The following is a 24,202-nucleotide window of genomic DNA, read 5'->3' on the forward strand; positions in this document are numbered from 1 at the left end:
TGACGTCGACGTCATCTTTTTCGCTAATTAAAGGTTACAAATTCATCTTCTGGTTTATGATAGTTGGAAATACGGTTTGCATATAGAACGCATGTTTTACCGCCATTTTCCATAGGGATTGTTTTGAGATGCCCTTGTACTTCATACCAGTTGCCTTTTGTCATTTCCTGGATCTTTACACCTGTGACTGTAATACCGCATTCAGATGTATCTGCTGCACAGCAAACCATTGCACGTCTAGCCATAATAAATGTCTGATGATAGCCTGGAATACTTTCAGCATAGTATCCACGAAGAATAACTTCTTTTTCATCATATTTATCTGGATTTTCCACAGCATCCATATACCATAATCCGTAGTCATCATCTTTGATGTCAATGATGGGAGCATTGATATCAAATGGCAGACCACCATCTTTTAATTCAATTGCTTCACCAAAATTTCCTTCATAGAAGATTTGTGCCCTGCGGTTAATTGCTTTGATATTTCCTCTTAGCATGCTTCCGGATGTTTCTTCTGTGCATCGATTACAGATAACAGTATCAGAATAACGAATCTGTTCATACATCATTTGACGTAATGGTCCCATGAATGTAGCAAATGTTGAAGCATCTACTGGTGTTAGAATCTGTACAAGTGGCCAGAAATCAGGCATGTTAGAAATGATACTTTCAGGAATTGCCAGTGTACCATTCCATTCAATGAATACCTGATCTGGATGATAGATTGTATCTAATTCATGCATCTTTTCTGGTGTAAATGTTTCCACATCATCAACATATTCAATAAATGCATGATGATCATTCAGCCAGTCTTCTTCATATTCTTCTTCGCCTTGTTCAAAGCAGACAATTAAAGTTCTAGATACACCTTCCATGAAGTTTGGATCACTTAATGTATCTTTAATTAATGTTGTTTTTCCAGAATCTAGAAAACCAGTGAATAAATATACAGGTGTTGCCATATTACTTCACCCTAAATAATGTCTTAATGTTTTCTACATCAACATGTTCACCAATGACAGTAATCAATCCAGTATAGGCAGCTTTACCTGTACGGATATCTACATCACCAGGAACATAGTCAAAGAATAACCAGGATCCATCTGTTGCAGGAACGATACCTTTCGCACGAACGATATTTTCGCCAAGGCCTTTGAGCGCTTCACGAATGTCGTCTTCTGTATAACGGTTAACTGTTTCAATACCAATAGAATCAAATACATCATCTGCATCTAATCCGTGATGGTGATGATGGTGGTGATGGTGTTCATGTTCACCTCCACCAATATGTACTTTATTTCCTTCACTTAAGCCTTCATTTGCATGTTCAATTTCTTCGGAATGATCATGATGGTGGCAGCATTCATGCTCTTCATCATGGTGATGTCCACAACAGCATTCATGTTCTTCTTCGTCATGATGGTGATGGCATTCATGCTCTTCGTCATGATGATGTCCACAACAACATTCATGTTCGTCCTCATCATGGTGATGATGTTCATGTTCCTCTTCATCAAAATCTAATTCTTCCAGACCTTCAGGGAAGCCGTTACTGGAACCAGTCATTGCTTCATAGATACTTTCCCCATTGAGATCATCCCATGGTGTTGTGATGATTCTTACATCAGGATTCAGCTCACGAATGATAGAAACATCTTCATTTAATTTTTCTTCATTGACCATCTGTGTTCTACTTAAAATAACACAACAAGCTGTAGAAATTTGATCATCAAAGAATTCTTTGAAGTTCTTGTGATAGATCTTGCATCTTTTCGCATCTACGACAGCACTATAGCTGTTGAGCTCCAATCCTTCTACAGATTTTACGATAGAAAGAATATCTGATAATTTACCTACACCACTTGGTTCAATGATGATATGGTCAGGATGGTATGTATTTTCAACTTTTTCCAGAGCATCATGGAAATCTCCCTGCAATGTGCAGCAGACACATCCACCATTAATTTCATTGATTGTGATACCAGCTTCCTGTAAGAAACCGCCATCAATACCAATTTCACCAAATTCATTTTCTACTAATACTACTTTTTTGCCCGCAAATACATCTTTGATTAATTTCTGAATCAATGTTGTTTTACCAGCACCTAAGAATCCGCTAATGACATCTACTTTACTCATTTTTTTATCCTCACTTTCACGTGCTTTATCATTATAACAAAGTCGTCAAATATTGGTTGTAAAGTGATTTTTGAAATATTCAGAATTATTTGAAGATAATGGAGTGAATGTTGTAAAATCTATAAGTGTTATGAATATGAACCAGGAGGGAATGAGTAATATGAATACGAACAAGTTAATGAAAATAGGACTATCCGCATTGATATCTACGAGTATGCTGGCTGGTTGTACAAAAAAAGAAATATCTAAAACTTCTGAAGAACAAACGTCTACTGTTGAAGAAGAATCCTTAAGTGCGACGTTAAAAGTCTGGGCACCTGAAGAAGAAACTGGAAAAGACAGCTGGATGGAAAAAGAAATCAAAGCATTTAAAAAAGCACATCCAAAATGGGATTTAACAATTGAAACAGAAGCAGTTGCTTTTGCGGATGTGAAAAATAAACTGGCAGAAGATGCAGAAAATTTACCTGATGTATATTTATATGATTCGAATGATCTTCCAAGTCTTATCGAAACAAATGCTATTGCAGAGCTTGGTGGTGAAACTTTAAATACAATTGAAAATGAGAATAGCTCTACAATTGTAAATACAGTGACATATGATGGTGCAGTGTATGGTGTTCCGTATACATCTAGTGATACGTGGTGCATGTATTATGACAAGAGTGTGTTTGGTGAAGATGTTGTTAAGAATATTGATGCAATGCTAAAAAAAGGAAAAGTTGGCTTTTCTTTACTGGATGGGAAATATATTTCAGCATTCTATTTTGGTGCTGGAATGAATAGTGCAGTTGATTTTGCCAGTGAAAATGCAACGGCAGTGACAGACTATCTGGTTGATTTAAAGAATTCTAAAAACTTTGTGAATTCCAAAGAAGATCCCGCAACACTTTTAAAGAACGGTACAGTAAATGCGGTATTTGCTTCCACAAGTGATTATGCATCCATGGAAGAAGCACTTGGAAAAGAAAACATTGCGGTATGTGCAATGCCTGAATATACATTGAACGGAAAAGAAGTACAGTTGAAAACAACAGTTTCTACAAAAGCAGCTGCAGTTGTTCCAACAAGCAAAAGTATTAAGGCAGCCGTGGCATTTGCAGGCTTTTTAGGCAGTGCACAGTCACAATTGAATCATTATGACAAGTGGCATGTACTTCCAGTCAATATGAGTATTGAAACAGATGATGCTGCAATCAAAATACAGATCGATGCTTTGCAGAATACATCCATTGTTTTGACATCACAGAATAGTGATGTTTCTCGTTTTGAAAAAATGGGAAATGATATTGCAAGTGGTGTTGTAAAACATACTGTTGTTGAACAACCTGTTGAAGAAAATAGCACTTCAAATGAGTAAAAAAAGATTTTTATTCAAAGCAGTTTTTGTATATAATCATTTCGATGTGAGGAAATGATTATGAAAGCTGCTTTTTTTGATATTGATGGCACATTAAAACCATTTAATGAAATTGAATTACGAGATACAACGATTGCAATGCTGCATGCATTACAGGAAAAAGGAATCAAGGTGTTTCTGGCGAGTGGTAGACCACCTGTACAATTACCATTGCTTGGAAAGAAATTGAATGCTTTTCCATGGGATGGGTATGTCCTTTTGAATGGTCAATACGTCATGGATAAAGACAAGCATTGTTTTTATAAACTGCCGATTTGTAAGGAAGCGTTGCATTCTTTAGTTCCATGGCTCAAAGAGAATGCGGACTATGCTTGTACATTCATGGAAGAAAATGATTCTTATGATATTACATTTAATAAAGCACATTATGAATATTTAAAAAGTATTGGAAAAGAAGATTATATGTTAAGAGTAGAAGATCCGGTTCGCTCATATACACATGATACGTATCAGATCTGTCCACGTATTCCAAGCAAGGATGATGCGGAATGGGTAAAACATGCACCAGGTATGAAATCTGCAAGATGGACAGAAGAATTTGCGGACATGATTCCATTAGAAGGTGGAAAACCTGTAGGGATGCGGAAAATACTGGATTACTATGGTATTGATCAGAAAGATACCATTGCCTTTGGTGATGGTGGAAATGATATGACAATGCTTGAATTTGCGGCAATTGGTGTTGCGATGGGAAATGCGAATGATGAAGTGAAATCACATGCAGACTACGTTACAGATACAAGTGAAAACGATGGTATCCTGAAAGCATTTCAGCATTTTGGTATTTTATAATATTCAAGTTTTGTTCACTTAAAGAAGAAAAAAATGTTGTATTCTAGATAGGCAAAAAAGTGGGGAAAAGAACATGTTTAATTTCTTGAAAAAACTGAAAAAAGAGAAAAAAGAAGAAAACAGAACAGAAGAAAAAAGCGTTGCCGCAAAACAAGACCTCAGTAATGGGATTGCTAGAGGAATGTATTGTGAATTATGTGGATATATGGAAGTAAATGAAGATAGTAATGAACTTCCAATGGAAGGCTATGCTATTTGCCCAAATTGTGGCGGTACTTTAAAAATTGGCTGGTTTATGAAAACAGAAGATGGATATCATCTGGCTGAAAATGCTGCACCAGTTGCATTGGAAAAGAAGAAAACAAGTGGTGGACATTATCGTGTGAGAAAACCTGGTCCAAATAGAAGCAGAAGAAAAGGAAATCGAAATCATTGATCATTGAGATTGATGATTTTTTGATGGCTTTTTCGGAATTGTTTTGGTGACATGCCTGTATATTCTTTGAAGTTTCTTGAAAAATGGGAACGATCATGATAACCATTGAACTCAGCAATTTCTTGAATTGTCATTTCTGTTGTGAGTAGAAGATGCATGGATTCTTCCATTCTGATGGATAATAGTTTTTTTGAAAATGACATGCCTGTAATCTTTTTGAAGCGATAGGAAAGATAGTCTGGGTGGTAGTTGAATTCTTTTGCGACCTGATCTAACGTAATATCGCGATAGTGCTCTCCAATATATTTCATGATTTTACCAAAGATATGATTCTGGATCATTGTGGATCTTGGAATGAGTAAAGTTTCTGAATGATTTCGATCTAAGAATGAAAATAAGCCTACAAGTAATAAACGGATTATTTTTTCATGATATATATCATCTCTTGGAAATTCGTTGAAAATGAGTTCAAGTGTATAGAGTGCATCATTGCCAATATTAGAAAAATATAAGTGTTCTCCACTTGCATCTGGCGCATGTAGAAAATCATACAGGATCCTGCAGTCTGAAATCTGGGAATCAAATAGACTGTCAAAAAAGGATGCTTGAAAATCATAGACAAGAAGTGATTCTGTTGCCTGATATTGCATGTCTTCTCTTGAGAATATTAAATCATGAGACAGTGCATGATATGTTGTTCCGTCTAATGCAATTTCACATTCATTTTGCGGAGTGATCATTGTGAAATATGTACTGATACCTTCCGTGGTAATCGATGCTTGAATATCTTTCATGACCAATAGTATATCATTCGAATATAAGAATCAGCCACGTTTTTAATTGGATTAGTCCATTGTTCACAAATTCACAACCTCGTACACTAGTAGCACTGAAAGGGTAGAGGAAATGAAAAAGAAATTATTAACATGCATGCTTGCATGTGTAATGAGTGTTTCTCTTTTTGGATGTTCCAGTACTTCTAATAGTACAGCGGCAGAAGCAAAAGATGGCACTTACACAGCAACAGCACAAGGATTTGAAAAGGGTGATGTTAAAGTCACAATTACAGTGAAAGATGGAAAGATTACAGATGCTGAAGTAGATTCTAGCAGCCAGTCAAAAGGCTATGGTGCAGATGCTGCGGAAGGGTTAGCAAAGGAAATCGTAGAAGCACAGTCTGGTGATATTGATGTTGTATCTGGCGCGACTGCTACACGTGATGCGGTAAGCGAAGCTGTAGAAGATTGTATGAAGCAGGCTGGTCTATCCACAGAAACAAAGAAGGGTGAAGATGAAACATTAGAAGCAGATGTTGTCGTTGTAGGTATGGGTGCATCTGGTACAACTGCTGCTTTAAGAGCAAGTGAAGGTGGTGCTTCTGTCATTGGTATTGAAGCAACAGAATCTATTGGTGGCTTTGGTAATGCAGCGCAGGGGATGTTCGCAGTTGGATCTGTTGAACAAAAAGCACGTTATGCTGATGGTGAAACAACAGATGAAGAATACTGGTATGATCACTTCCAGGAACGTAACAACAACATGGGAAATTCTAAGCTGATCCGTGAATTTATTGCAGAAGCTAAGAATACAGTTTCTTATATGTTAAATCATGGAGTTGGATTCTTCCTGTCTGAAACAGCACAGCAGATTGCACACTTTGATACAGAAGTTGTATACCACAGATGGAACAATGCAAACCCATTTGAATATTTAGGGGATGCATTGGATAAAGCTGGTGTGGATGTGCATTATGCTACTACAGCGAATTCTATCATTGTTGACAAGGATGGAAACGCAACTAGTGTAAAGTGTACAAAGAAAGATGGCGGCACATTAACGGTCAATGCAAAATCCGTTGTAATTTCTACAGGTTCTTTCGCAAATAATGAAGAACTTATGAAAGAAACATTAGGTGAAGATGTATATGCAAACTGCAATGTTTTAGCTGGTTCTTATGCGCCTGGTGTGGATATGATGTGGAACATTGGCGCTGACAAGGGTGAATTGTTAACAATGAACCATGGTGTTACAACACAGGGATGTGATGATGAAGTTGTATCTCAGTTAACACTCAACTCTCCAATTTTATGGGTCAATAACCAAGGCAAGAGATTTATGAATGAAGATTTATTGAAAGATACTGTTGAATTTACATCTTCTGTACTTTCTCAAGGTGGCTATGCGTATACAATCGTTGATCAGGCTACAGTAGATAGATGGACAGATATGTCTCAGGAAAATACAGGTACCTGGGTACATTACTGGGATCGATTTGGTATCGTTGATGAAAATGGCAATCCAACAATCTACCATGCACCTGTCAGCAGTGATGATTGGAAGAGTGGCTTTGATCAGTTGACAGAAGCAAATGAAGGTGGTGTATTTGATACACTTGAAGAAGCTGCAGAATTTATTGGATGTGATGTAGAAGATCTGCAGGAAACAGTAGATAACTATAATAGCTATGTGAAGAGTGGCAAGGATGAAGAATTCTTCAAGTCTAAGGAATCTTTGAAGTATTCTGTTTCTGAAGGACCTTACTATGTAACTAAGGGACATGCTGGTGTATTAGGCGCTCTTGGTGGCGTGAATACAAACGAAAAGCTTCAGGTATTGAATGAAGATCATGAAGTCATCAAGAATCTCTATGCAACTGGTAATAACGTTTCTGGTATCTCTTATGGTACATATCAGGATGTTGAAGGTGTTGGTTTAGGTTTCTCATTGACTTCTGGCAGACTTGCAGGTATTCAGGCCGCAAGAAATGCTGGATATGAAGTTGAAGATGACACAACAGCATTAACAGAAACTGGTAAAGAAACGATGCAGACAGCTACAGAACGTGGTATGAATGGAAATTTAGAAAGTCATTAATTCTTTAGGAGCTTAATGAAGTAAAAACAGCTTTAAATGGCATCAACAAGCCTTTTAGAGCTGTTTTGTGTTTTGTTGATGTTTATCGTATTTTTTGCTTTTCATATGAGATATATTTGTTTTTCTTTTTTTTGAATCGCAGTGAAAAATCTTTTCTAATTTGTTAAAAATTCATTTGAACTATACCCGTTCTCAATTTATATTATTTTTACCAGATATATCCTTGATGGAAAGGAGCCTTGTGTGAGACACTATGTAAATAATGAAACAGACTCCGCATTGTATAAGGAGTTGAAATACTCACAATTACTACAAGAAAAAAATGACAGTGAGCAATTTTTAAAATTAATCGCACCTAAGTATCTAGGTGTTTATGTTGTAGATAAACAAACAGATCAATTTAGAGAAATCATAACACCGGAATTTTTCCCAACACTACTGAAAGATAAAGAGTGGAAGTTTTCAACGATGATAGATGAATATCGGAAGCATTTTGTAAAGGAATCTTATCGTAGTGTATTTGATGCGGTGATGGATTATGGCTATGTGTATTCTGTTTTAAAAGAAAAGTCAGAACTATGTTATCTTTACCGCAAGATGGATGGTGATTTAGTAAAGCTTCAAATTAAATCATATTCAAAACAGGATGAGAATTTATCTATCTGGATTTTTACGAGCGAAGAGAGTGATGAAGCAATTTATGAATCATTAGGCACTGCGAGATGGAAGATCATGTTTGACGAAAATGAAAATCCACTTGTATATCAAGGGAATAATGCATTATGTCGTATGTTCCATTATGCATATGAAGATTTTTCGAGTGGTTTTCGTTCTTTCTTGTCTTATGTACATCCAGATGATGTCAATAAAGTAAAACAATCCATTGATAGATTTAAAGCATTACGCAATCTAAATGAACAACATGATGATGAATTTCGGTTGAGAAACTCTGATGGAGAATATCAGTGGGTACATTCCATTGGAAAAACAATTTGGCAAGAAAATGGAAAAATCAAGAATGTCTGTGGAATTTTTATTGATATTAACAAGAGAAAACAAAAAGAAGAGAAACAGAGAAGAATCATTGATGGGCTTGCGAATGAGTATGTAACGATGTGGCTGGTCCATCCTGATCAGACTTGTGAGCTTTGCTGTTATAAATATGCGGAATGGGTCATTCAGGAAGCCATCGAGATGTTTGAAAAAATCAATCACTATACAAAATCTATGCGTGATTATGCTGAACGTTATATTGACGAAGAAAATCGTGCAGCATTTTTAAAAGACACAGCATATGAAACCGTATTGAAAGAAATACAGGAAAATCCAATCTATAAGGTAATTTATCAAAGAAATACATATGGACAGCGGGCATACTATCAGATTTCGTTTGCAAAACTGGATAAAAATGATAATTCTTTCGTCATGGGATTTAAAGATGTGAACGAAGTTGTTCTGGAAGAAATTAAAAAGAACAATCAACTCGAAGCTGCATTACATAAAATTGAAAAAGAAAAAGATATTCTAGATAAGTTATGTTCTGACTTTACGGCAGTTTATTTTGTTGAATTAAATTCTAAAACATTTGAATCTGTACATATTTCTTCAAATACAAACGCAGAAGATATCTTAAGAAAGCAAGTGTTCTATAATTTTGATAGTTATTGTATGCGTTATGCATCTTCTTATATTTCTGAAAGTGATAAAAAAGATTTTCTGGATTGGTTTAAATGCGAAAATTTAAAGAAAAATTTAACTGAAAATAACCGTATAACATATCACTATCAAAGTTTTTCTAACAAGAGTCATCAAAAATACTTTGAAGCACAGGCAATTAAGGTTAAAGAAGATGAAAAACATTGTTATGCACTTTTAGGTTTTAGATATATTGACGATATCATGGAGAAAGAAAAAGCAATCCAGGAACAAATTCAAAAGGCATATGAAGAAGTGATTGAAAGTAATGAAATCATTTCTGCAATTGCGAAATCATATTGTCATATTTATTTAATCAATCTTGAAAAAGATGAATTTGAAGAGATATCGCATGATAGTACAGTACATCATTTCACAGGAAATAAAGGTTGTGCTTCAAAACGATTTAAAGAGAGATGTGAAGAGAGTGTTGAGTTAGAATATCGAGAGATGTTTTATGAATTCACAAATTTTGAAACCATTCAAAATCATTTAGCAAAGGATGATGAAACTGTCACGGAATATAAGATGCTTGATGGAAACTGGCATCGTCTTGTGTTTATTGCGAAAAATCGTGATGAAAATGGGAAAGTGATTGAAATCATCTGTACAATACGTAGTATCAGTGAAGTGAAGAGAAGGGAATTGAATTTACATTATGAAGCAGAAGAAGCAAGACATGAAGTTGAAGCGAAGAATCGATTCCTTTCAAATATGTCTCATGATATCCGCACACCATTAAATGGCATGATTGGAATGTTGCGTATGGCAGAACAATATCCAGATGATTTGGAAATGCGTCAATCATTAAAAGCGAAAGTAAATGAATCATTGGATTATCTAGTTACATTGATCAACAATATTCTTGAGCTTAATAAGCTGGAAACAGATAAAACGGAAATTGTATGTATGCCATTTAATATGATTGAAGTCATTCAAGATGCATGTTTCCGTTCATACAGAAAAGCGAAAGAAAAGAATATTACGTTCCATATGGATGTAGATAAAAAAAGCATTCAATATCCATATGTAGTAAGTAACGCTACATATATTGATAGAATCTTTGCAAACTTAACTGAAAATGCGGTAAAGTTCACGGAAGAAAATGGAAATATTGATGTGTATTACAGAGAAATTCATCATGATGATACACATGTGACAGTTGAATTTGGATGTAGGGATGATGGAATCGGTATGTCTGAAGAGTTTATGAAATATGCTTTTGATGCATTTTCACAAGAAAAAAAGACAAGTCGTTCTAAGTATGAAGGAAGTGGTTTAGGTTTATCGATTGTAAAGAAACTTGTAAATAAGTTAGATGGAACCATTGAAGTAGCCAGCAAGAAAAATGTTGGTACAGATATTAAGGTCTGTATGACATTTGAGATTGGAGAAGAAGTAAATTCTAACAGTATTCTAGAAAATTATTCTGATTTGAAAGGATTAAGAGCACTTGTTGTAGAAGATAATGAATTAAATACAGAAGTTGTGAAATTCTTGCTTGAAAAGAATGGAATCATTGTAGATTGTGTTGGAGATGGTGTGCAGGCTTTGGAGAGTTTTGAAAAATCCAGTCTTGGATATTATGCGATGATATTAATGGATATTCTGATGCCAAGAATGAATGGGTTAGAAGCTACAAGAAGAATTCGAACTCTACAAAGGAAAGATGCTTCTTTGATTCCGATTATTGCGATGAGTGCAAATGCTTTTTTGGATGATATCATGCGTGGAAAGATGGCTGGTATGAATGAATATCTTGCGAAACCATTAGATGAAGAAATGTTGATTCGTGCAATTAGAAAATGCTTAAAATAAATATGCAAAATGCAGTCATTGACTGCATTTTTACTTGAGGCTGAATGTAATAGATGCTTGATGGTGTTTGTAGTTAAAGTTAAGGATTGCACCATTGATCATTGTGAAATGTGGATTTGTGTGACCGATATCTGCATCATAGATCACAGGAATATCTTCACATGAAGTTGTGAGTGCTTCTTGATAGCTCATGCCAGTCTCACTGGATTCAAACAGTGTTCTGCCCACAATGATTGCTTTTGTGCTTTCAAACCATCCAGCATAACGCATCTGAATGAGGGTACGGTAGAGTACTTCTGCACTGAGTGAGAAGTTATCGAAATACCAGATGATTCCGTCATCTGCATACTTTTCAATAAACTTCTTTGTGCCATCAAACTTTGTACCAATTAAATCTTTTAATACATCAATACATCCACCAATACATCTGCCAGATGTCGTGAGTTCTTCTTGTGTACAGTTCCATTGTACTTTTGTATCTGGAACAAATCCTTCAACATCCCATGGCAATGCTTTCTGGTATTCTGGATAGTTTGTCTGTTCAATGAGATTTCCTTTGATGATTTCGAGGTTGTTTTTTACAAATTGTGGTAATGGTTGCAGGTCATAGCTGGATCCTCCATTGAAACCGTAGATCGTAGCGACATCGCATAGTGTTGTGTATGGATATAGGACACCTGTTGGATCACTTGCACCCATAATGAACTTTGGATGCTTTTTTAATGTTTCAAATGAAATGTATGGAATCATTTCGTTTAAGAAATCTCCACCTTTTGCACACATTACAAAATCTACTTCTGGATCTTGAAAGAGTTGATTTAATTCATCTCCTCTTTGTTTTGCGTTTCCTCCTCGTGGATCATTGACTCTAACGTGCTGTGTTTCTTTGATGTTGTAACCTTGTTGTTTGAGTGTATCTAAACAGGCATCAAAGCTTTCTAGATCTTTTCCTGCACCTGCACTTGGTGCGCAGATTCCTATTGTTGAACCGTTTGTTAAAAATGATGGATAAATCATGAGTAACTCCTTTTTGAAATATTATAGAGAAAAATGTAGAGGATGGGGAAGAGGATATATTTTAAGTATATTGTGATAAAATGATTATCAAAGGAATTGAATCGTATGGATAAGACACTGGAATACTATAATCAAAATGCAAAGCAATTTACTTCAACAACACAAACATTAGAGTTCTCTCAAACACAGGATAAATTTTTGAACTATTTAAAAATTGATGCGAAGATCCTGGATTTTGGTTGTGGCGCTGGTAGAGATACAAAGTACTTTCTGGAACATGGATATGATGTAGATGCAAGTGATGGTTCCATTGAAATGGTCAAAGCTGCATCAAAATTGACAGGATTGGATGTTAAATTGTTATTGTTTGAAGATTTGAATGAAAAAGATATGTACGATGGTATTTGGGCGTGTTCTTCTATCCTGCATTGTAAAAAGGAACAATTGGTCATTGTATTTCAAAAGATGGCAGATGCATTAAAAGAGAATGGAATTGTATATACTTCTTTCAAATATGGGAATGATTCTTGTGAAAGAAATGGTAGATATTTCACAGATTTCACAAGTGAATCATTTCATGATTTCATGCTGAAAATCCCATTTGCACTTGTGGAAGAATGGCAATCAAGTGATATTCGACCAGGCAGAGAAAATGAAAAGTGGCTGAATCTGATTCTGAGAAAAAAATAATATGAATGAAGCAGAATTCTTAGAAAAGTATCAAATGTGCAGGAAAGAAAAAGTAATGTATCCAAATGGTGGATACAGTATTTTCTATGCAAAAGATGATATTTCCATCATCATTGATATCGATATATGTAAACAGGATACAAAAGCATTTTCGTATTCTCTTTTGACGGATAAGCAGAATGCTTATATGAAAGAATATATGCATGTGTATCGCTTTCTTGGGTATGATGAAAAAAGAATTGATGCATGTATGCGTGGTCAAATGGATTGTGAAGAAAATTATCTGAAAATCAATGATCGTTCAAATCATGCGGAAGCATCTCCTTTAGAAATGAAATTTGAAGATAGTTTTGCTTCTGTCTATGGAATGTCTTCTTTAAAGTATTTGAATAAAGAATATGCGATTACAACACAACAGGGGAATCATTTTTACCTGGATTACTATATTTCAAGTGAGAATGGAAATATCGCAATTGAAGAAAATGGTATTCATTATCATCATCCAATGATCATTCGTGAAAAGAAATATATTCAGCAGTTAGATAAGCAAAATGCATGTTCCACACAGAACATTAAACTTTATCGATTTTCCAGTGAGGATTGTCTGTTTGAAAATCGTATTGAAGATGATATCAAAACATATATTGGTGAAAATACATCTTCTTTTAAAGAAACAGGTATTTTGGCGGAAAGAAAGTTCAAACTGTATGAACATCAGGAGATCACATTAGAGGAAATTCATCATCAAAGAAATAATGGCGTGAAATCATTTCTTGTAGTACTTCCTACAGCGAGTGGAAAATCTAAGATCATTGAAGAAGATATCCAGTCATATGCGAAATCTTTTGTGGATTTGAAAGTGTTGATTCTTGTTCCTACAGTGCGTGTGAAAGAGGATTGGGAAAATCGTGTGAATGCATCATTGAAGGGAATGCATGTGGATGTGAAAACATACGCATCAATGATTCGCCATATTTCTCAATATGATCCACATTCTTATGACTATATTGTGGTGGATGAAGCGCATCATGCGGTTGCACCTGTATTAAAGAGAACGATACAGTTTTTTGATCCTTCATTTTTAATTGGATTGACCGCAACAGATCAACGACCGGATAAAAAGAAACTGGAATCTATTTTTGGCAGCTATTCTACACATCTTTCTTTGAAAGAAGCAATGGATAAAGGAATTATTGCGAAAGCAAATGTGTATCGTTTGAAAACCAATCTGGATTTAAGTAAGATTCGATTTAATGGAAAAGATTATGTGAATGCAGATCTTGAAAAGACAATCAGCATTACATCTAGAAATGAATTAATTGGACAAGTTTTAAGTGAATATTTTAGTGATGGTCAATGCAAAGAGTATCAAGGTGTCATCTTTTGTGTGAATACAAGGCATGCATCTAAGATGGCGGAGATACTGAATAAACAATTTGGTATTTCGGCAAAAAGCTATACAAGAGAAAGCAAACATCCAGAAGAAATCATGCAGGATTTTAAGAATCATAAGATTCGTTTCTTGTGTGCCTGTAATATGATTTCTGAAGGATGGGATTATCCTGAATTGCGTATTATTGTGATGGCTAGACCAACATTGTCAAAAGTTCTTTACCAGCAGCAGATTGGAAGAGGCCTCCGAAAAACAGATACAAAGAAAAATGTTTTTATCATTGATGTTGTAGATGAATATGGTGCTGCTTTGAAAGCTTGTAATATGCATGTGCTGTTTGATAATCCTTGCTATGTTCCTTTTGGAGATATTTCTCAAACATACAATGTTGGTGATGTGATTGAAGTGGATGGAATTCATGAAGAAATCGAAAGGATTGAATGGGTAGATATTCATTCGTTTGAAGAAGAATATGGTTCGTATTTGAGTAAAGAACAGGTTGCGCGTGAATATTTCGTAGATACAAAAACAATTTCATCATGGATCAAAAAGAAAACGATTCTTCCAACAAAAGAATTTATGTTTGGAAGCAAATCCATTCCACTATTTTCGAAAGAAGATGTTGAGAAATATCGAACACAGTTAAAGATTCCAATGCATACAGATGAAACAATCAAAGAAGACTTTTTTTCGTTCTTGAAAGAAAGAGATTATTCCTATTCGTATAAAATGGTGTTTTTGTTGTCCGTTATTCATCATATGAATGAAATTGGAGATGTGAATATTGATGAAGTATTAGATTCCTATCGCATGTTTTATGAGGATCGTATTGATCATGGTTTGAAAGTTGATCGAAACGGATGTCCATATACAACTGATACATTAAATGATATCTCTTATGTGAAAAGAAGTATGTTGACAAATCCATTTGAAAAGTTTGAAAGAAAAAGATTTATGTATTACTCCAAAGATTTAAAGATGCTTTCTATCAATCATGCTTTATTTTCTAAAATGAATGCTGAAGACTGGAAGATGGTTGAAAATCAAATGCGAGAAGACTTAAACAATTATTATCAAAACATATAAAAGGATCCAATGCGGATCCTTTTAACCTTCTTTGATTGCTTTATCGTATGCTTTCTTTGTCTTTTCATCAAAGCATACCCATACAATTTCCTCAAATGCATCTGGTAGAGCATCTGTAAATTCCTTCACTGCCTGATAGGCTATGTGAGCAGCTTCATTCAGTGGATAGCTATACACACCTGTAGAAATAGATGGAAATGCAATTTTTCTGATTCCATTGATTGAAGCAAGCTCTAAAGAATTTACATAACAATTTTTTAACAGCTGTGCTTCATTACCATTTCCATAATAGACAGGTCCTACTGTATGAATGATATATTCACAAGGAATACGATAGGCAGAAGTAATCTTTGCTTCACCTGTAGGACAGCCATGCAGTTTTCTGCATTCTTCTAATAAAAGTGGTCCAGCTGCTCTATGGATTGCACCATCCACACCGCCTCCACCAAGTAAAGATTCATTTGCGGCATTGACAATGGCATCCATGCCTTTGATTTTTGTGATGTCTCCTAAGACTGTAGTAATCTTTGTCATCGGATGTAATGTGCTCCTTTGATTTCTAAATCTAATAATCGTTTTCTTTCTTCTTCTGGTAATACACTTGTGTATAGCTGGGTGGCTTGAAATTCTATATCACGATATGACTTTGGAATTTCTGCAAACTTTGAAGCAATATGTACTTCTTCTTTGCGTTTTGAATGCAGCCATTCTCTACCCTTGTTATTAAATGCCAGGATACGGAGTGTATCTAGCTTTGGCAAGTTCTTTACGTCTTCTTTTGTAATCTGCATCATGATCTGTACAAGACATCTTCTGATCTTGCTTGCGGTATAGCGATAGTTCACGCACGCCTGTATGAATTCCTGGTATGTTGCACATTTCTCTGCGTTTTTCTTTAGGTGATTTTCAATGCCTTCACTGATCAAGAAATATTCAGATAACTTAGAAGATGGCGTCATCATTAAATATGTTCGAATATATGGATAGAACATATCCATTGTGACATAAGATGAGTGCAACAGTTCTTCTTTCATTGGTGTAGTGATTTCAATGTCTTTCTTCTGCATGCATGCATTTCTAATGGCATATGCACTTGCAAGCGGCTGAATCGTTTCATCGAAGTATCCTGTATTTCTTTGAATCAATACTGGTTTGATCTTTGTATCTTTGATGGCTTTTAAATAACATACAGCTAAGATGTCATTTGGTTCCATTTGTGATGTGAGTAATGAATAGGCTTTTGGAAAGGATACACCTGTATCCATGATTTCTTTGATGTGATTGAGATTGACAGGGGTATCTGCAATCTCTGACAGGTTTTCAATATTTCCACATTCGCTGCCAAATGAAATATAATCTACATCTGCCAGTTTCAATAGATCTACACCACCTTGTGCAAATTGATGGGCAGCTTGTGTTGCGTAGATGTATGGTAATTCAATGACAACGTCAATTCCATTTTTTACTGCTGCTTCTGCTCTTTTCCATTTATCAATAAATGCGGGTTCTCCTCGCTGCATAAAATGAGATGACATGATGGCAATCATGACATCTGCGTTTGTTTTTTTTCTTGCTTGTTCAATCTGATATTGATGTCCATTATGAAATGGATTGTATTCGCAAATAATTCCACATGTTTTCATGTCTCTATTGTATATGAAAAAAAGTTGAAAGCCAAAACTTTCAACTTTTGTGAATTAAAGAATACCGAATGGAGTGTCAGCTACGACCCAGTCAAGAAGAATTTCTTCATTTGAATTGAGCTTGCCAACGAGGTTGTATTCATTGGATACTTCAATATCATGACATACGACCCAGAGTTCACCACGGTAATGTTCCAGGTTGTCGTTAACAATCAATAGATCACCACGATGTGCTGTAAAGCCTTCCTTTGATCTTGGTGGAATGGACTGTCCCTTGAATACAACACGTGTTCCTGAGCTTCTCAGGATGTCATCGTTGCAGTCACCACGCTGGTTGTGCTTGTCGTAATATACGATTTGTTTTTCAAGTGGTGTGATGTCATCAACAAGTGTAGCTTTCATTGTGATCTTTGTAAGATCTGTATCAGCCATTGCTTTGAGTTCTTCGTCACTTGCATATGCATTACCAACTAAGATATCCTGACATAGATTCATCGCAATTAGGTGTCTTAGCTGAAGATCAATTGGAAGATCTCTATGCATTTCCAGTGTTGGCAAACCATCAAATACTGGCCATGGACCAAATGTGTTCTTTTCGTTAGAAGAAACGAAAGATGCAACTCTGAAACCTGCGTTCTTGTATCTAGATGTTAATTCTAGATATCTCTTTAATCCCATACCTGTATGGCGCTGTGGGAAGAAGTTGGAACAGAAACACATATTTTCCTGATCTGCACCTGTTTCAATCAAATTTCTGAAAGCAATGTTGCCAGATGCGTTGTATTCGATCTTGATACCATATGGGTTTCTTGTGATTGCGGCATCTTCTTGAGAAGAGAAATGACCATCTAAACGGATGATATCAAGTCCAATCTCATGGAAAACGGACAAATCATAAGGTGTTGCACCAATGTGTGCGAATACTTCTGGGTTTGTATCCGCAGATACTGTTAAACCACATTCGTGTGCGACCTGACAGAACTTTGAGAAGTTTTTAACGAGTTCCTCTTTGGACTCCTTTACTGATAGGAAACATGTAAAAACTCTCTTGAAGCCTAGTTCTCCTGCTTTTTTCATGTAAGCAAATACGTCTTCGTAAGTGCTATGTTCTGGATAAACAGATATACCTAATGTTTTCATAACTCCATTGTAAAGGAGGAAAAAAAATAATCAATATGGTAGTTTTTTTCAGATGCATTAAAATATAGAAAAAGACCTAAGGAAATCATTATGAATGAATTTATTTATGGGAAAGAAGAGATGGACTATCTTTGTCAAAAGGATGGAAAGATGAAAGAAGTGATTGAAACACTTGGGATGATTCATCGAGAAGTGGATGAGGATTTGTTTACAAGTGTGATCCACCATATTGTTGGTCAACAGATTTCTACAAAAGCACAGAAAACCATTTATCAAAGAATGAAAGATGGATTAGGTGTAATTGATGAAGATACGATATGTGAAGCAAGTGATGCATATTTACAGAGCTTTGGTTTAACATTTCGAAAAGTTTCGTATATGAAAGACTTTGCTTTGAAAGTTAGAAATCATGAGATTGATCTAGATGGATTGTATGAAAAGAGTGATGAAGAAGTAATCGAAATTTTGCAGTCATTGAAAGGCATTGGCAGATGGACTGCGGAAATGATTCTTTTATTCTGCATGCAGAGAAAAAATGTATTTGCGTATGATGATTTAGCAATTCAAAGAGGTTTACGTATGGTTTATCATCATCGTAAGATTACAAAACAGCTGTTTGAAAAATATAGAAGAAGATTTTCACCCTATTGTTCCATTGCGAGTTTGTATCTTTGGGCAGTAGCTGGTGGAAAGATAGAGGGAATGAAAGATTATGGCAAATAATATTATGTATTATGATTCACCAATTGGTAGAATGGTGCTTGTTTCAGATGCAGAAGGACTTTGTGGTGTGTATTTTGTTGGGCAGAAGTATGATCGTGCTGGGGTTGATGATGTCATTGAGCAGGAAGATGAATACTTATTGGATGCAAAGCGATGGCTGGATATTTATTTCCAGGGAAAAGTGCCTGATTTTCTTCCAAATCTGCATATGATTGGAAGTGAGTTTCAGATGGAAGTATGGAGTCAGTTATTACAGATTCCTTATGGTCAAACAACAACATATGGTTGTATTGCATCTCATTGTAAAAAAGAACATATGTCTGCGCAGGCAGTTGGCGGTGCGGTTGGCAGAAATAAAATTTCTATTATTGTGCCTTGTCATAGAGTCATCGGCAGTGATGGATCATTAACAGGATATGCTTCTGGATTGGATAAGAAAAAGCAATTGTTGCGTCTAGAGGGTATAAAAAACAAGGAGATTCCTGTAAAATACTAAACTATGAATGAAATAACAATTGATGAATTAAAGAAGTTAGATGCCAGTACATATGTATTGGTGGATATTAGAGAAGAAGAGAAAGTATTAAAGAATCCAATTGACCATAGTGTTGTTCTATCAATGGATGAAGTTGAAAAGCATGCATTTGATCGTGACAAGAAGATCGTTGTTGTGTGTGATCGTGGAAAATTGAGTATTCCTGTTGTACTTGCTTTGTGCGATCAAGGATATGATGCGGTGAGTCTGCATGGCGGATATGTTTCCATTGTCATGGATAAAATGAAAGAAAATAATTCCATACAATTTGCGGAAAAAGTGGAAAGAAGTATCATTAAAACATATCGTAAACAGATCTGGTCAAAATTTACAAAGGCGGTACGTGATTATGAATTGATCAAAGAAGGAGATCGGATTGCGGTTTGTATTTCTGGTGGAAAAGATTCGATGCTGATGGCAAAGTGCTTTCAGGAATTGCATAAGTATTCTGAGATCCATTTTGATGTGAAGTTTGTGGTCATGGATCCTGGATATTCAAAAGAGAATCGCTTGATCATTGAAGATAATGCAAGAAAGTTGAATATTCCTATTGAGATCTTTGAAACGGATATCTTTGAGAATGTATTCCATATTGATAAGAATCCTTGTTATATCTGTGCAAGAATGCGTAGAGGACATTTGTATAACTATGCTAAAAATATAGGATGTAATAAGATTGCATTAGGTCATCATTTTGATGATGTGATTGAAACAATTGTGATGTCTATGTTATATGGTGCACAGATTCAGACAATGATGCCTAAATTACACTCCAATCATTTTGAAGGCATGGAAGTCATTCGTCCTTTATATCTTGTAAGAGAAGATGATATTAAAGCATGGGCAAAGCATAATAATCTGTACTTTATTCAATGTGCATGTAAATTTACAGACACATGTTCTTCAGAAGCGTGTTTAACGCGTCCTCGTTCAAAACGTGTTGAAGTAAAGAATCTGATTCGTGAATTGAAGAAGACAAATCCATATGTGGAACAGAATATCTTCAAGAGTGTTGAAAATGTCAGTTTGAAGACAATCATTGCCTATAAAGATGATAAAGAAAAGCATCATTTCTTAGATACATACGATGATGTGAAATGAAACTTATGAAACAAAACTACATTTCATAAGTTTTTTTCTTTAGAAATATAGCAATACATGCATAGTATGACGGGATCATTATGATAAGATACGTGCATTGAATCGAGGAAAAAAATATGAATTTAGAAGAAATGAAAAGAAAGTACGCATATACATTGGCACGTGTTGGTTTAAACGTACAAAAAGGACAGACAGTTCTTGTGGAAGCGGCAATTGAAGGAAGTGCATTTACACCAGTTTTCTGTGAAGAGTGTTACAAGCTTGGAGCGAGTAATGTAGTGGTGCATTATCTAGATCAGGCGAATTTAAAAGTTGCATCGTTATATCGCAGTAAAGAAGATGTTGAAAAAGTAGAAGACTGGGAAGTTTTACAGAATCAGAAATATCTTGATGAAGGCGCATGTTATGTGCGTCTTGAAGGGGTGAATCCAAAACTGATGGAAGACCTTCCAGAAGAAAAGGCAAATGCGGTATTTGCACATGTGGATGCAGTGAGAAATATTATGCGTAAGGCAAGTCGTGATAAGCATTGTCAATGGCTGATTGCGATGATTCCTACAAAAGAGTGGGCAGACTATATTATGCCAGATGTAGAGGAAAGCAAACGTTTAGAGGAATTATGGAAGCTGTTATTGAAGCTTTGTTATATCGATGAAACAAATGATGTTGTTCAAACATGGAAAGAAAAAAGGGACAGAAATCATGAAAGGGGAAAGAAAATTGATGCGTATCATTTTACGAAATTTCACTATACCGCATCCAATGGAACAGATCTGGTTGTGGAATTGACACCGGATTCTAAATTCTCTTTTGAAAGAAAAGAAGATGGTATCTCTTTTACACCAAATATTCCGACAGAAGAAATCTGTACAACACCGGAAAAGTTTGGGACAAATGGTGTCGTATATGCTTCTAGACCACTTGTGCTTGGAGGAAAGAGTGTAGAAAATTTTGGCTTCCGCTTTGAAAATGGAAAAGTTGTAGAAGTCATTGCAAATGAAGGAAAAGAAATGTTAGAAGCATTGGTTCGTATGGATGAAAATGCTTGTTATTTGGGAGAGTGTGCTTTAGTGGAATATCATTCTCCAATCTCTATGAGTCAACGTGTGTATTATACAACATTGATTGATGAGAATGCTTCTTGTCATTTAGCACTTGGTAGAGGTTTGAATGTGCAGCAGCCAAAAGATTCTAGATATACATTCAATGATTCAAAGATCCACATTGATTTTATGATTGGCACAAGTGATATGCATATTGTTGGTACAACAGAAGATGGAAAAGAAGTTGTGATATTTGATCAGGGTGATTTTATGCTGTAAGGGCATAATATTGCCCTTTTTTTGATTTTCTTGAACGGTGTGGTATTCATACACAAAGAGCTGGTAATGGAAAAGAATGTGTAGATATATTGGAAAATAGTGAGGAACATGCATTTGATTTTGTGTTTATGGATATTCAGATGCCGATAATGAATGGCTATGAAGCAACAAAACTCATTCGTAAATCGCAGAGAAAAGATATCCAGAATATTCCTGTTGTTGCGATGAGTGTGGATGCATTTGCGGAAGATGTTGAAGCTTGTTTGAAAGCTGGCATGAATGGTCATATTTCAAAACCAATTGATTTTATAGAAGTGATGAAAGTGATTGAAAAGTATTGTTCAACAAATCAATGAGACGCTATAATAGTTGCGTTATGAAACGATATCTGAATGTAGTATTAGGCTCTGTGTTATTGAGCATTGGTATCTGGCTGTTTGTGACTCCAAATGGAATTAACTTTGGAGGAATGATTGGTACAGCTCAATTAATTGAACGCTTGCTTCGTATGTTGATACATATTCCAGCAAATATCAATGTGCTTGGTATTATTAACTTTTGCTTGAATATTCCTTTATTCTTTTTTGCATTGAAAATCATGCATAAAGATTTCTGCGTAAAAACAATTCTTTCTTTGGTGATTCAAACAGTGTTGTTATCTGTTTTGCCGCCATTAAAACAGCCCTTAGTGAATGATATGATACTGAATACGATTTTTGCTTCAGCAATTTGTGGTATTGGGGTTGGAACTGCATTGAGTGGCAGTGGATGTTGCGGTGGTATTGATATTGCCACGATGTGTATTGTGAAAAAACATCCTGATTTTAAAACAGGACAACTATCTATTTATTTCAATATTGTATTGTTTGGTATTTGTCTGTTCTTTGATGATTTGAAAACAATTATGTATTCTGTTTTGTTTGTTGGATTGTTATATACGATTGCTGATCGTTGTCATGCGCAGAATATTAATGTAACTGCTTTGATTTTTACAAAGAATCACGATTTGAAGAAGACAATTATGTCGACGATGGGACGTGGCGTTACGTATTGGAATGGGAAAGGTGCATATACAGAAACAGATACTGAAATCTTGTATGTTGCCATTAACAAATATGAAGTGCAGCAATTGAATGAATTGATTCATGAAGCTGATCCACATGCATTTGTGACTTTATCACAAGGATCTATGATTCATGGAGGGTTTGAAAAACGATTATAGAAGACATGGAATGATCTGTGTCTTTTTTTATTTTGAAGATAAATAGTTCGCTCAAAAGTTCGCTCGAAAAAAATGGATACAAAAAAACCGCATAAATAAGCGGTTTTTAGAGCTTAGTACAGTGCCGACTATAGGACTTGAACCTACGACCTATGCGTTACGAGTGCATTGCTCTACCAACTAAGCTAAGTCGGCAGTGCAAATATTATAACTGATTTTTTCTTAATGTACAAATTTATCACATGGATGTTTGCGATAGGCTAAAGGTGTACAGCCATATTCTTTCTTAAACATGCGATTGAAATATGATTGTTGATCAAAACCGCAGGAAGAAGAGATTTGAGAAATGGACTGCTCTGTACTTCTTAAAAGATTTGATGCAATTTCTAAGCGATATAGATTTAAGAAATCAATGGGTGAATGTTTTGTATATAGATTAAACATTCTTGAACATTTTGATATTGATACATTTCCGTATTCAGCAATATCACGCAATGAAATCTTATCTGCATAATTCTTGTATATGTATGAAGTCATTTTATTTAACAGTTCCATATCATCTAAATGATGTGGATCAACTTCTGGAATGTGTGTTTCTAATCGTTCATAAATCAATTGCAGGATTGTATATGCATCAGAAAGCATGCCAAGCATGTATGCACTTGATTGCATAGCGTCTAACTGCTGGATGTGATGAAATGCATTGATGAGTGAAGAATGCTGATCAAAGATCATATAGTCAATGCTTGTGTTTTCAACAATTGGTTTTGCATAATTGGCATAAATCAATGGATCATTGGAATAAATTGATGGATGAATCAATACAACATTAAATTTACAATATTCTGATTCGTTTAATGTTGATGAGTGTAATTGATTTGCATTCACAAATATGATTTGACCTTTTGTTACTTTTACCTGTTCATCATTAATGTTGTAATAGAGATATCCTTCTAATATTTCCATCATTTCAATTTCTTCATGAATATGCTGGATGGAATGAAAGTTAGAATCTGGAAGCATTTCTTCTTGTTTTGCAAAAATCTTTAAGTTGTCGTCTGTGTAATGGACATTGGATGTGTAATTTCTATATAAATTCAGTGTCATGACAAAATTATACAAAAAATAAAGCAAAAATCTACTATTATTTATC

The 24,202-nt window shown here is 35.2% G+C and carries 20 protein-coding genes, 1 tRNA gene and 1 pseudogene; 13 read left to right on the forward strand and 9 right to left on the reverse strand.

Going from position 1 to position 24,202, the window contains the following annotated elements; translation table 11 throughout:
- Nucleotides 1-23 precede the first annotated feature (23 nt).
- Both ACTND6_RS03030 and ACTND6_RS03035 read right to left on the reverse strand, forming a co-directional pair.
- Nucleotides 24-965, reverse strand: coding sequence for a TIGR03943 family putative permease subunit (locus ACTND6_RS03030; RefSeq protein WP_178175710.1), 942 nt, complete (start codon nt 963-965; stop codon nt 24-26).
- Between the two features lies 1 nt (nt 966).
- Nucleotides 967-2,142 (reverse strand): GTP-binding protein, encoded by a 1,176-nt coding sequence (locus ACTND6_RS03035; RefSeq protein WP_441021727.1) that lies wholly within the window; start codon nt 2,140-2,142, stop codon nt 967-969.
- 160 nt (nt 2,143-2,302) lie between these two features.
- Here ACTND6_RS03035 and ACTND6_RS03040 point away from each other — a divergent pair, with 160 nt between their 5' ends.
- The 3 genes from ACTND6_RS03040 (at nt 2,303) to ACTND6_RS03050 (ending at nt 4,790) form a co-directional block, all read left to right on the forward strand.
- Complete coding sequence (locus ACTND6_RS03040; protein WP_441021729.1) at nt 2,303-3,502, forward strand: extracellular solute-binding protein; 1,200 nt, start codon at nt 2,303-2,305, stop codon at nt 3,500-3,502.
- Between the two features lie 60 nt (nt 3,503-3,562).
- Nucleotides 3,563-4,354: a Cof-type HAD-IIB family hydrolase gene (locus ACTND6_RS03045; protein WP_441021731.1), complete on the forward strand. Its 792-nt coding sequence runs from the start codon at nt 3,563-3,565 to the stop codon at nt 4,352-4,354.
- A 73-nt stretch (nt 4,355-4,427) separates the two neighbouring features.
- Nucleotides 4,428-4,790 (forward strand): hypothetical protein, encoded by a 363-nt coding sequence (locus tag ACTND6_RS03050; protein ID WP_441021733.1) that lies wholly within the window; start codon nt 4,428-4,430, stop codon nt 4,788-4,790.
- Here ACTND6_RS03050 and ACTND6_RS03055 read toward each other — a convergent pair.
- Nucleotides 4,784-5,584: a helix-turn-helix transcriptional regulator gene (locus tag ACTND6_RS03055; protein ID WP_441021735.1), complete on the reverse strand. Its 801-nt coding sequence runs from the start codon at nt 5,582-5,584 to the stop codon at nt 4,784-4,786. The genes ACTND6_RS03050 and ACTND6_RS03055 overlap by 7 nt on opposite strands.
- Nucleotides 5,585-5,696: 112 nt before the next feature.
- Between ACTND6_RS03055 and ACTND6_RS03060 the strand changes: the two genes are divergently transcribed.
- Nucleotides 5,697-7,664 carry an FAD-dependent oxidoreductase gene (locus ACTND6_RS03060; RefSeq protein ID WP_441021737.1) on the forward strand — a complete coding sequence of 656 codons (1,968 nt, stop codon included), beginning with the start codon at nt 5,697-5,699 and terminating at the stop codon, nt 7,662-7,664.
- 243 nt (nt 7,665-7,907) lie between these two features.
- Entirely contained in the window at nt 7,908-11,177 is a 3,270-nt protein-coding gene (locus ACTND6_RS03065; protein ID WP_441021739.1) for a response regulator, read from the forward strand.
- Nucleotides 11,178-11,207: 30 nt separating this feature from the next.
- Here ACTND6_RS03065 and ACTND6_RS03070 read toward each other — a convergent pair whose 3' ends face one another.
- Complete coding sequence (locus ACTND6_RS03070) at nt 11,208-12,194, reverse strand: S66 family peptidase (protein WP_441021741.1); 987 nt, start codon at nt 12,192-12,194, stop codon at nt 11,208-11,210.
- A 105-nt stretch (nt 12,195-12,299) separates the two neighbouring features.
- Between ACTND6_RS03070 and ACTND6_RS03075 the strand changes: the two genes are divergently transcribed.
- Complete coding sequence (locus ACTND6_RS03075; RefSeq protein WP_441021742.1) at nt 12,300-12,884, forward strand: class I SAM-dependent methyltransferase; 585 nt, start codon at nt 12,300-12,302, stop codon at nt 12,882-12,884.
- Nucleotide 12,885: 1 nt separating this feature from the next.
- Entirely contained in the window at nt 12,886-15,363 is a 2,478-nt protein-coding gene (locus ACTND6_RS03080) for a DEAD/DEAH box helicase family protein (protein ID WP_441021744.1), read from the forward strand.
- 21 nt (nt 15,364-15,384) lie between these two features.
- Here ACTND6_RS03080 and ACTND6_RS03085 read toward each other — a convergent pair whose 3' ends face one another.
- From ACTND6_RS03085 to ACTND6_RS03095, 3 genes are read right to left on the reverse strand one after another with little or no spacing between them, the layout of a single operon-like run.
- A complete protein-coding gene (locus ACTND6_RS03085) occupies nt 15,385-15,897 on the reverse strand; it encodes an O-acetyl-ADP-ribose deacetylase (RefSeq protein WP_441021746.1) in 513 nt (170 codons plus the stop codon).
- On the reverse strand, nt 15,894-17,006 hold the full coding sequence (locus ACTND6_RS03090; protein ID WP_178175698.1) for a nucleotidyltransferase family protein: 1,113 nt from the start codon (nt 17,004-17,006) through the stop codon (nt 15,894-15,896). Before ACTND6_RS03090 ends, ACTND6_RS03085 begins: the two co-directional genes overlap by 4 nt.
- Before the next feature lie 54 nt (nt 17,007-17,060).
- Entirely contained in the window at nt 17,061-18,146 is a 1,086-nt protein-coding gene (locus ACTND6_RS03095) for a DUF871 domain-containing protein (protein WP_441021749.1), read from the reverse strand.
- 90 nt (nt 18,147-18,236) lie between these two features.
- Between ACTND6_RS03095 and ACTND6_RS03100 the strand changes: the two genes are divergently transcribed.
- From ACTND6_RS03100 to ACTND6_RS03125, 6 genes and pseudogenes are all read left to right on the forward strand, one after another.
- The gene (locus tag ACTND6_RS03100; protein WP_178175696.1) at nt 18,237-18,869 is read left to right on the forward strand and encodes a DNA-3-methyladenine glycosylase 2 family protein; all 633 of its coding nucleotides are present in this window, start codon (nt 18,237-18,239) and stop codon (nt 18,867-18,869) included.
- Nucleotides 18,859-19,365 (forward strand): methylated-DNA--[protein]-cysteine S-methyltransferase, encoded by a 507-nt coding sequence (locus tag ACTND6_RS03105; protein ID WP_441021751.1) that lies wholly within the window; start codon nt 18,859-18,861, stop codon nt 19,363-19,365. Before ACTND6_RS03100 ends, ACTND6_RS03105 begins: the two co-directional genes overlap by 11 nt.
- 3 nt (nt 19,366-19,368) lie before the next feature.
- On the forward strand, nt 19,369-20,505 hold the full coding sequence (locus ACTND6_RS03110) for an ATP-binding protein (RefSeq protein WP_441021753.1): 1,137 nt from the start codon (nt 19,369-19,371) through the stop codon (nt 20,503-20,505).
- A gap of 116 nt (nt 20,506-20,621) precedes the next feature.
- Nucleotides 20,622-21,827: an aminopeptidase gene (locus tag ACTND6_RS03115; RefSeq protein WP_441021755.1), complete on the forward strand. Its 1,206-nt coding sequence runs from the start codon at nt 20,622-20,624 to the stop codon at nt 21,825-21,827.
- Nucleotides 21,828-21,865: 38 nt separating this feature from the next.
- Nucleotides 21,866-22,183, forward strand: a pseudogene (locus tag ACTND6_RS03120) (response regulator); the annotation flags it as partial.
- A gap of 20 nt (nt 22,184-22,203) precedes the next feature.
- Nucleotides 22,204-23,049 carry a YitT family protein gene (locus ACTND6_RS03125; RefSeq protein ID WP_178175692.1) on the forward strand — a complete coding sequence of 282 codons (846 nt, stop codon included), beginning with the start codon at nt 22,204-22,206 and terminating at the stop codon, nt 23,047-23,049.
- Between the two features lie 122 nt (nt 23,050-23,171).
- Here the strand turns inward: ACTND6_RS03125 and ACTND6_RS03130 are convergent.
- Together ACTND6_RS03130 and ACTND6_RS03135 are read right to left on the reverse strand one after the other, a co-directional pair.
- Nucleotides 23,172-23,244, reverse strand: a tRNA-Thr gene (locus ACTND6_RS03130).
- A gap of 27 nt (nt 23,245-23,271) precedes the next feature.
- Nucleotides 23,272-24,156 carry a helix-turn-helix transcriptional regulator gene (locus tag ACTND6_RS03135; RefSeq protein ID WP_441021757.1) on the reverse strand — a complete coding sequence of 295 codons (885 nt, stop codon included), beginning with the start codon at nt 24,154-24,156 and terminating at the stop codon, nt 23,272-23,274.
- Nucleotides 24,157-24,202 lie beyond the last annotated feature (46 nt).

This window comes from Bulleidia sp. HCP3S3_C9, from assembly GCF_052064035.1.
Lineage (GTDB): Bacteria > Bacillota_I > Bacilli_A > Erysipelotrichales > Erysipelotrichaceae > Bulleidia.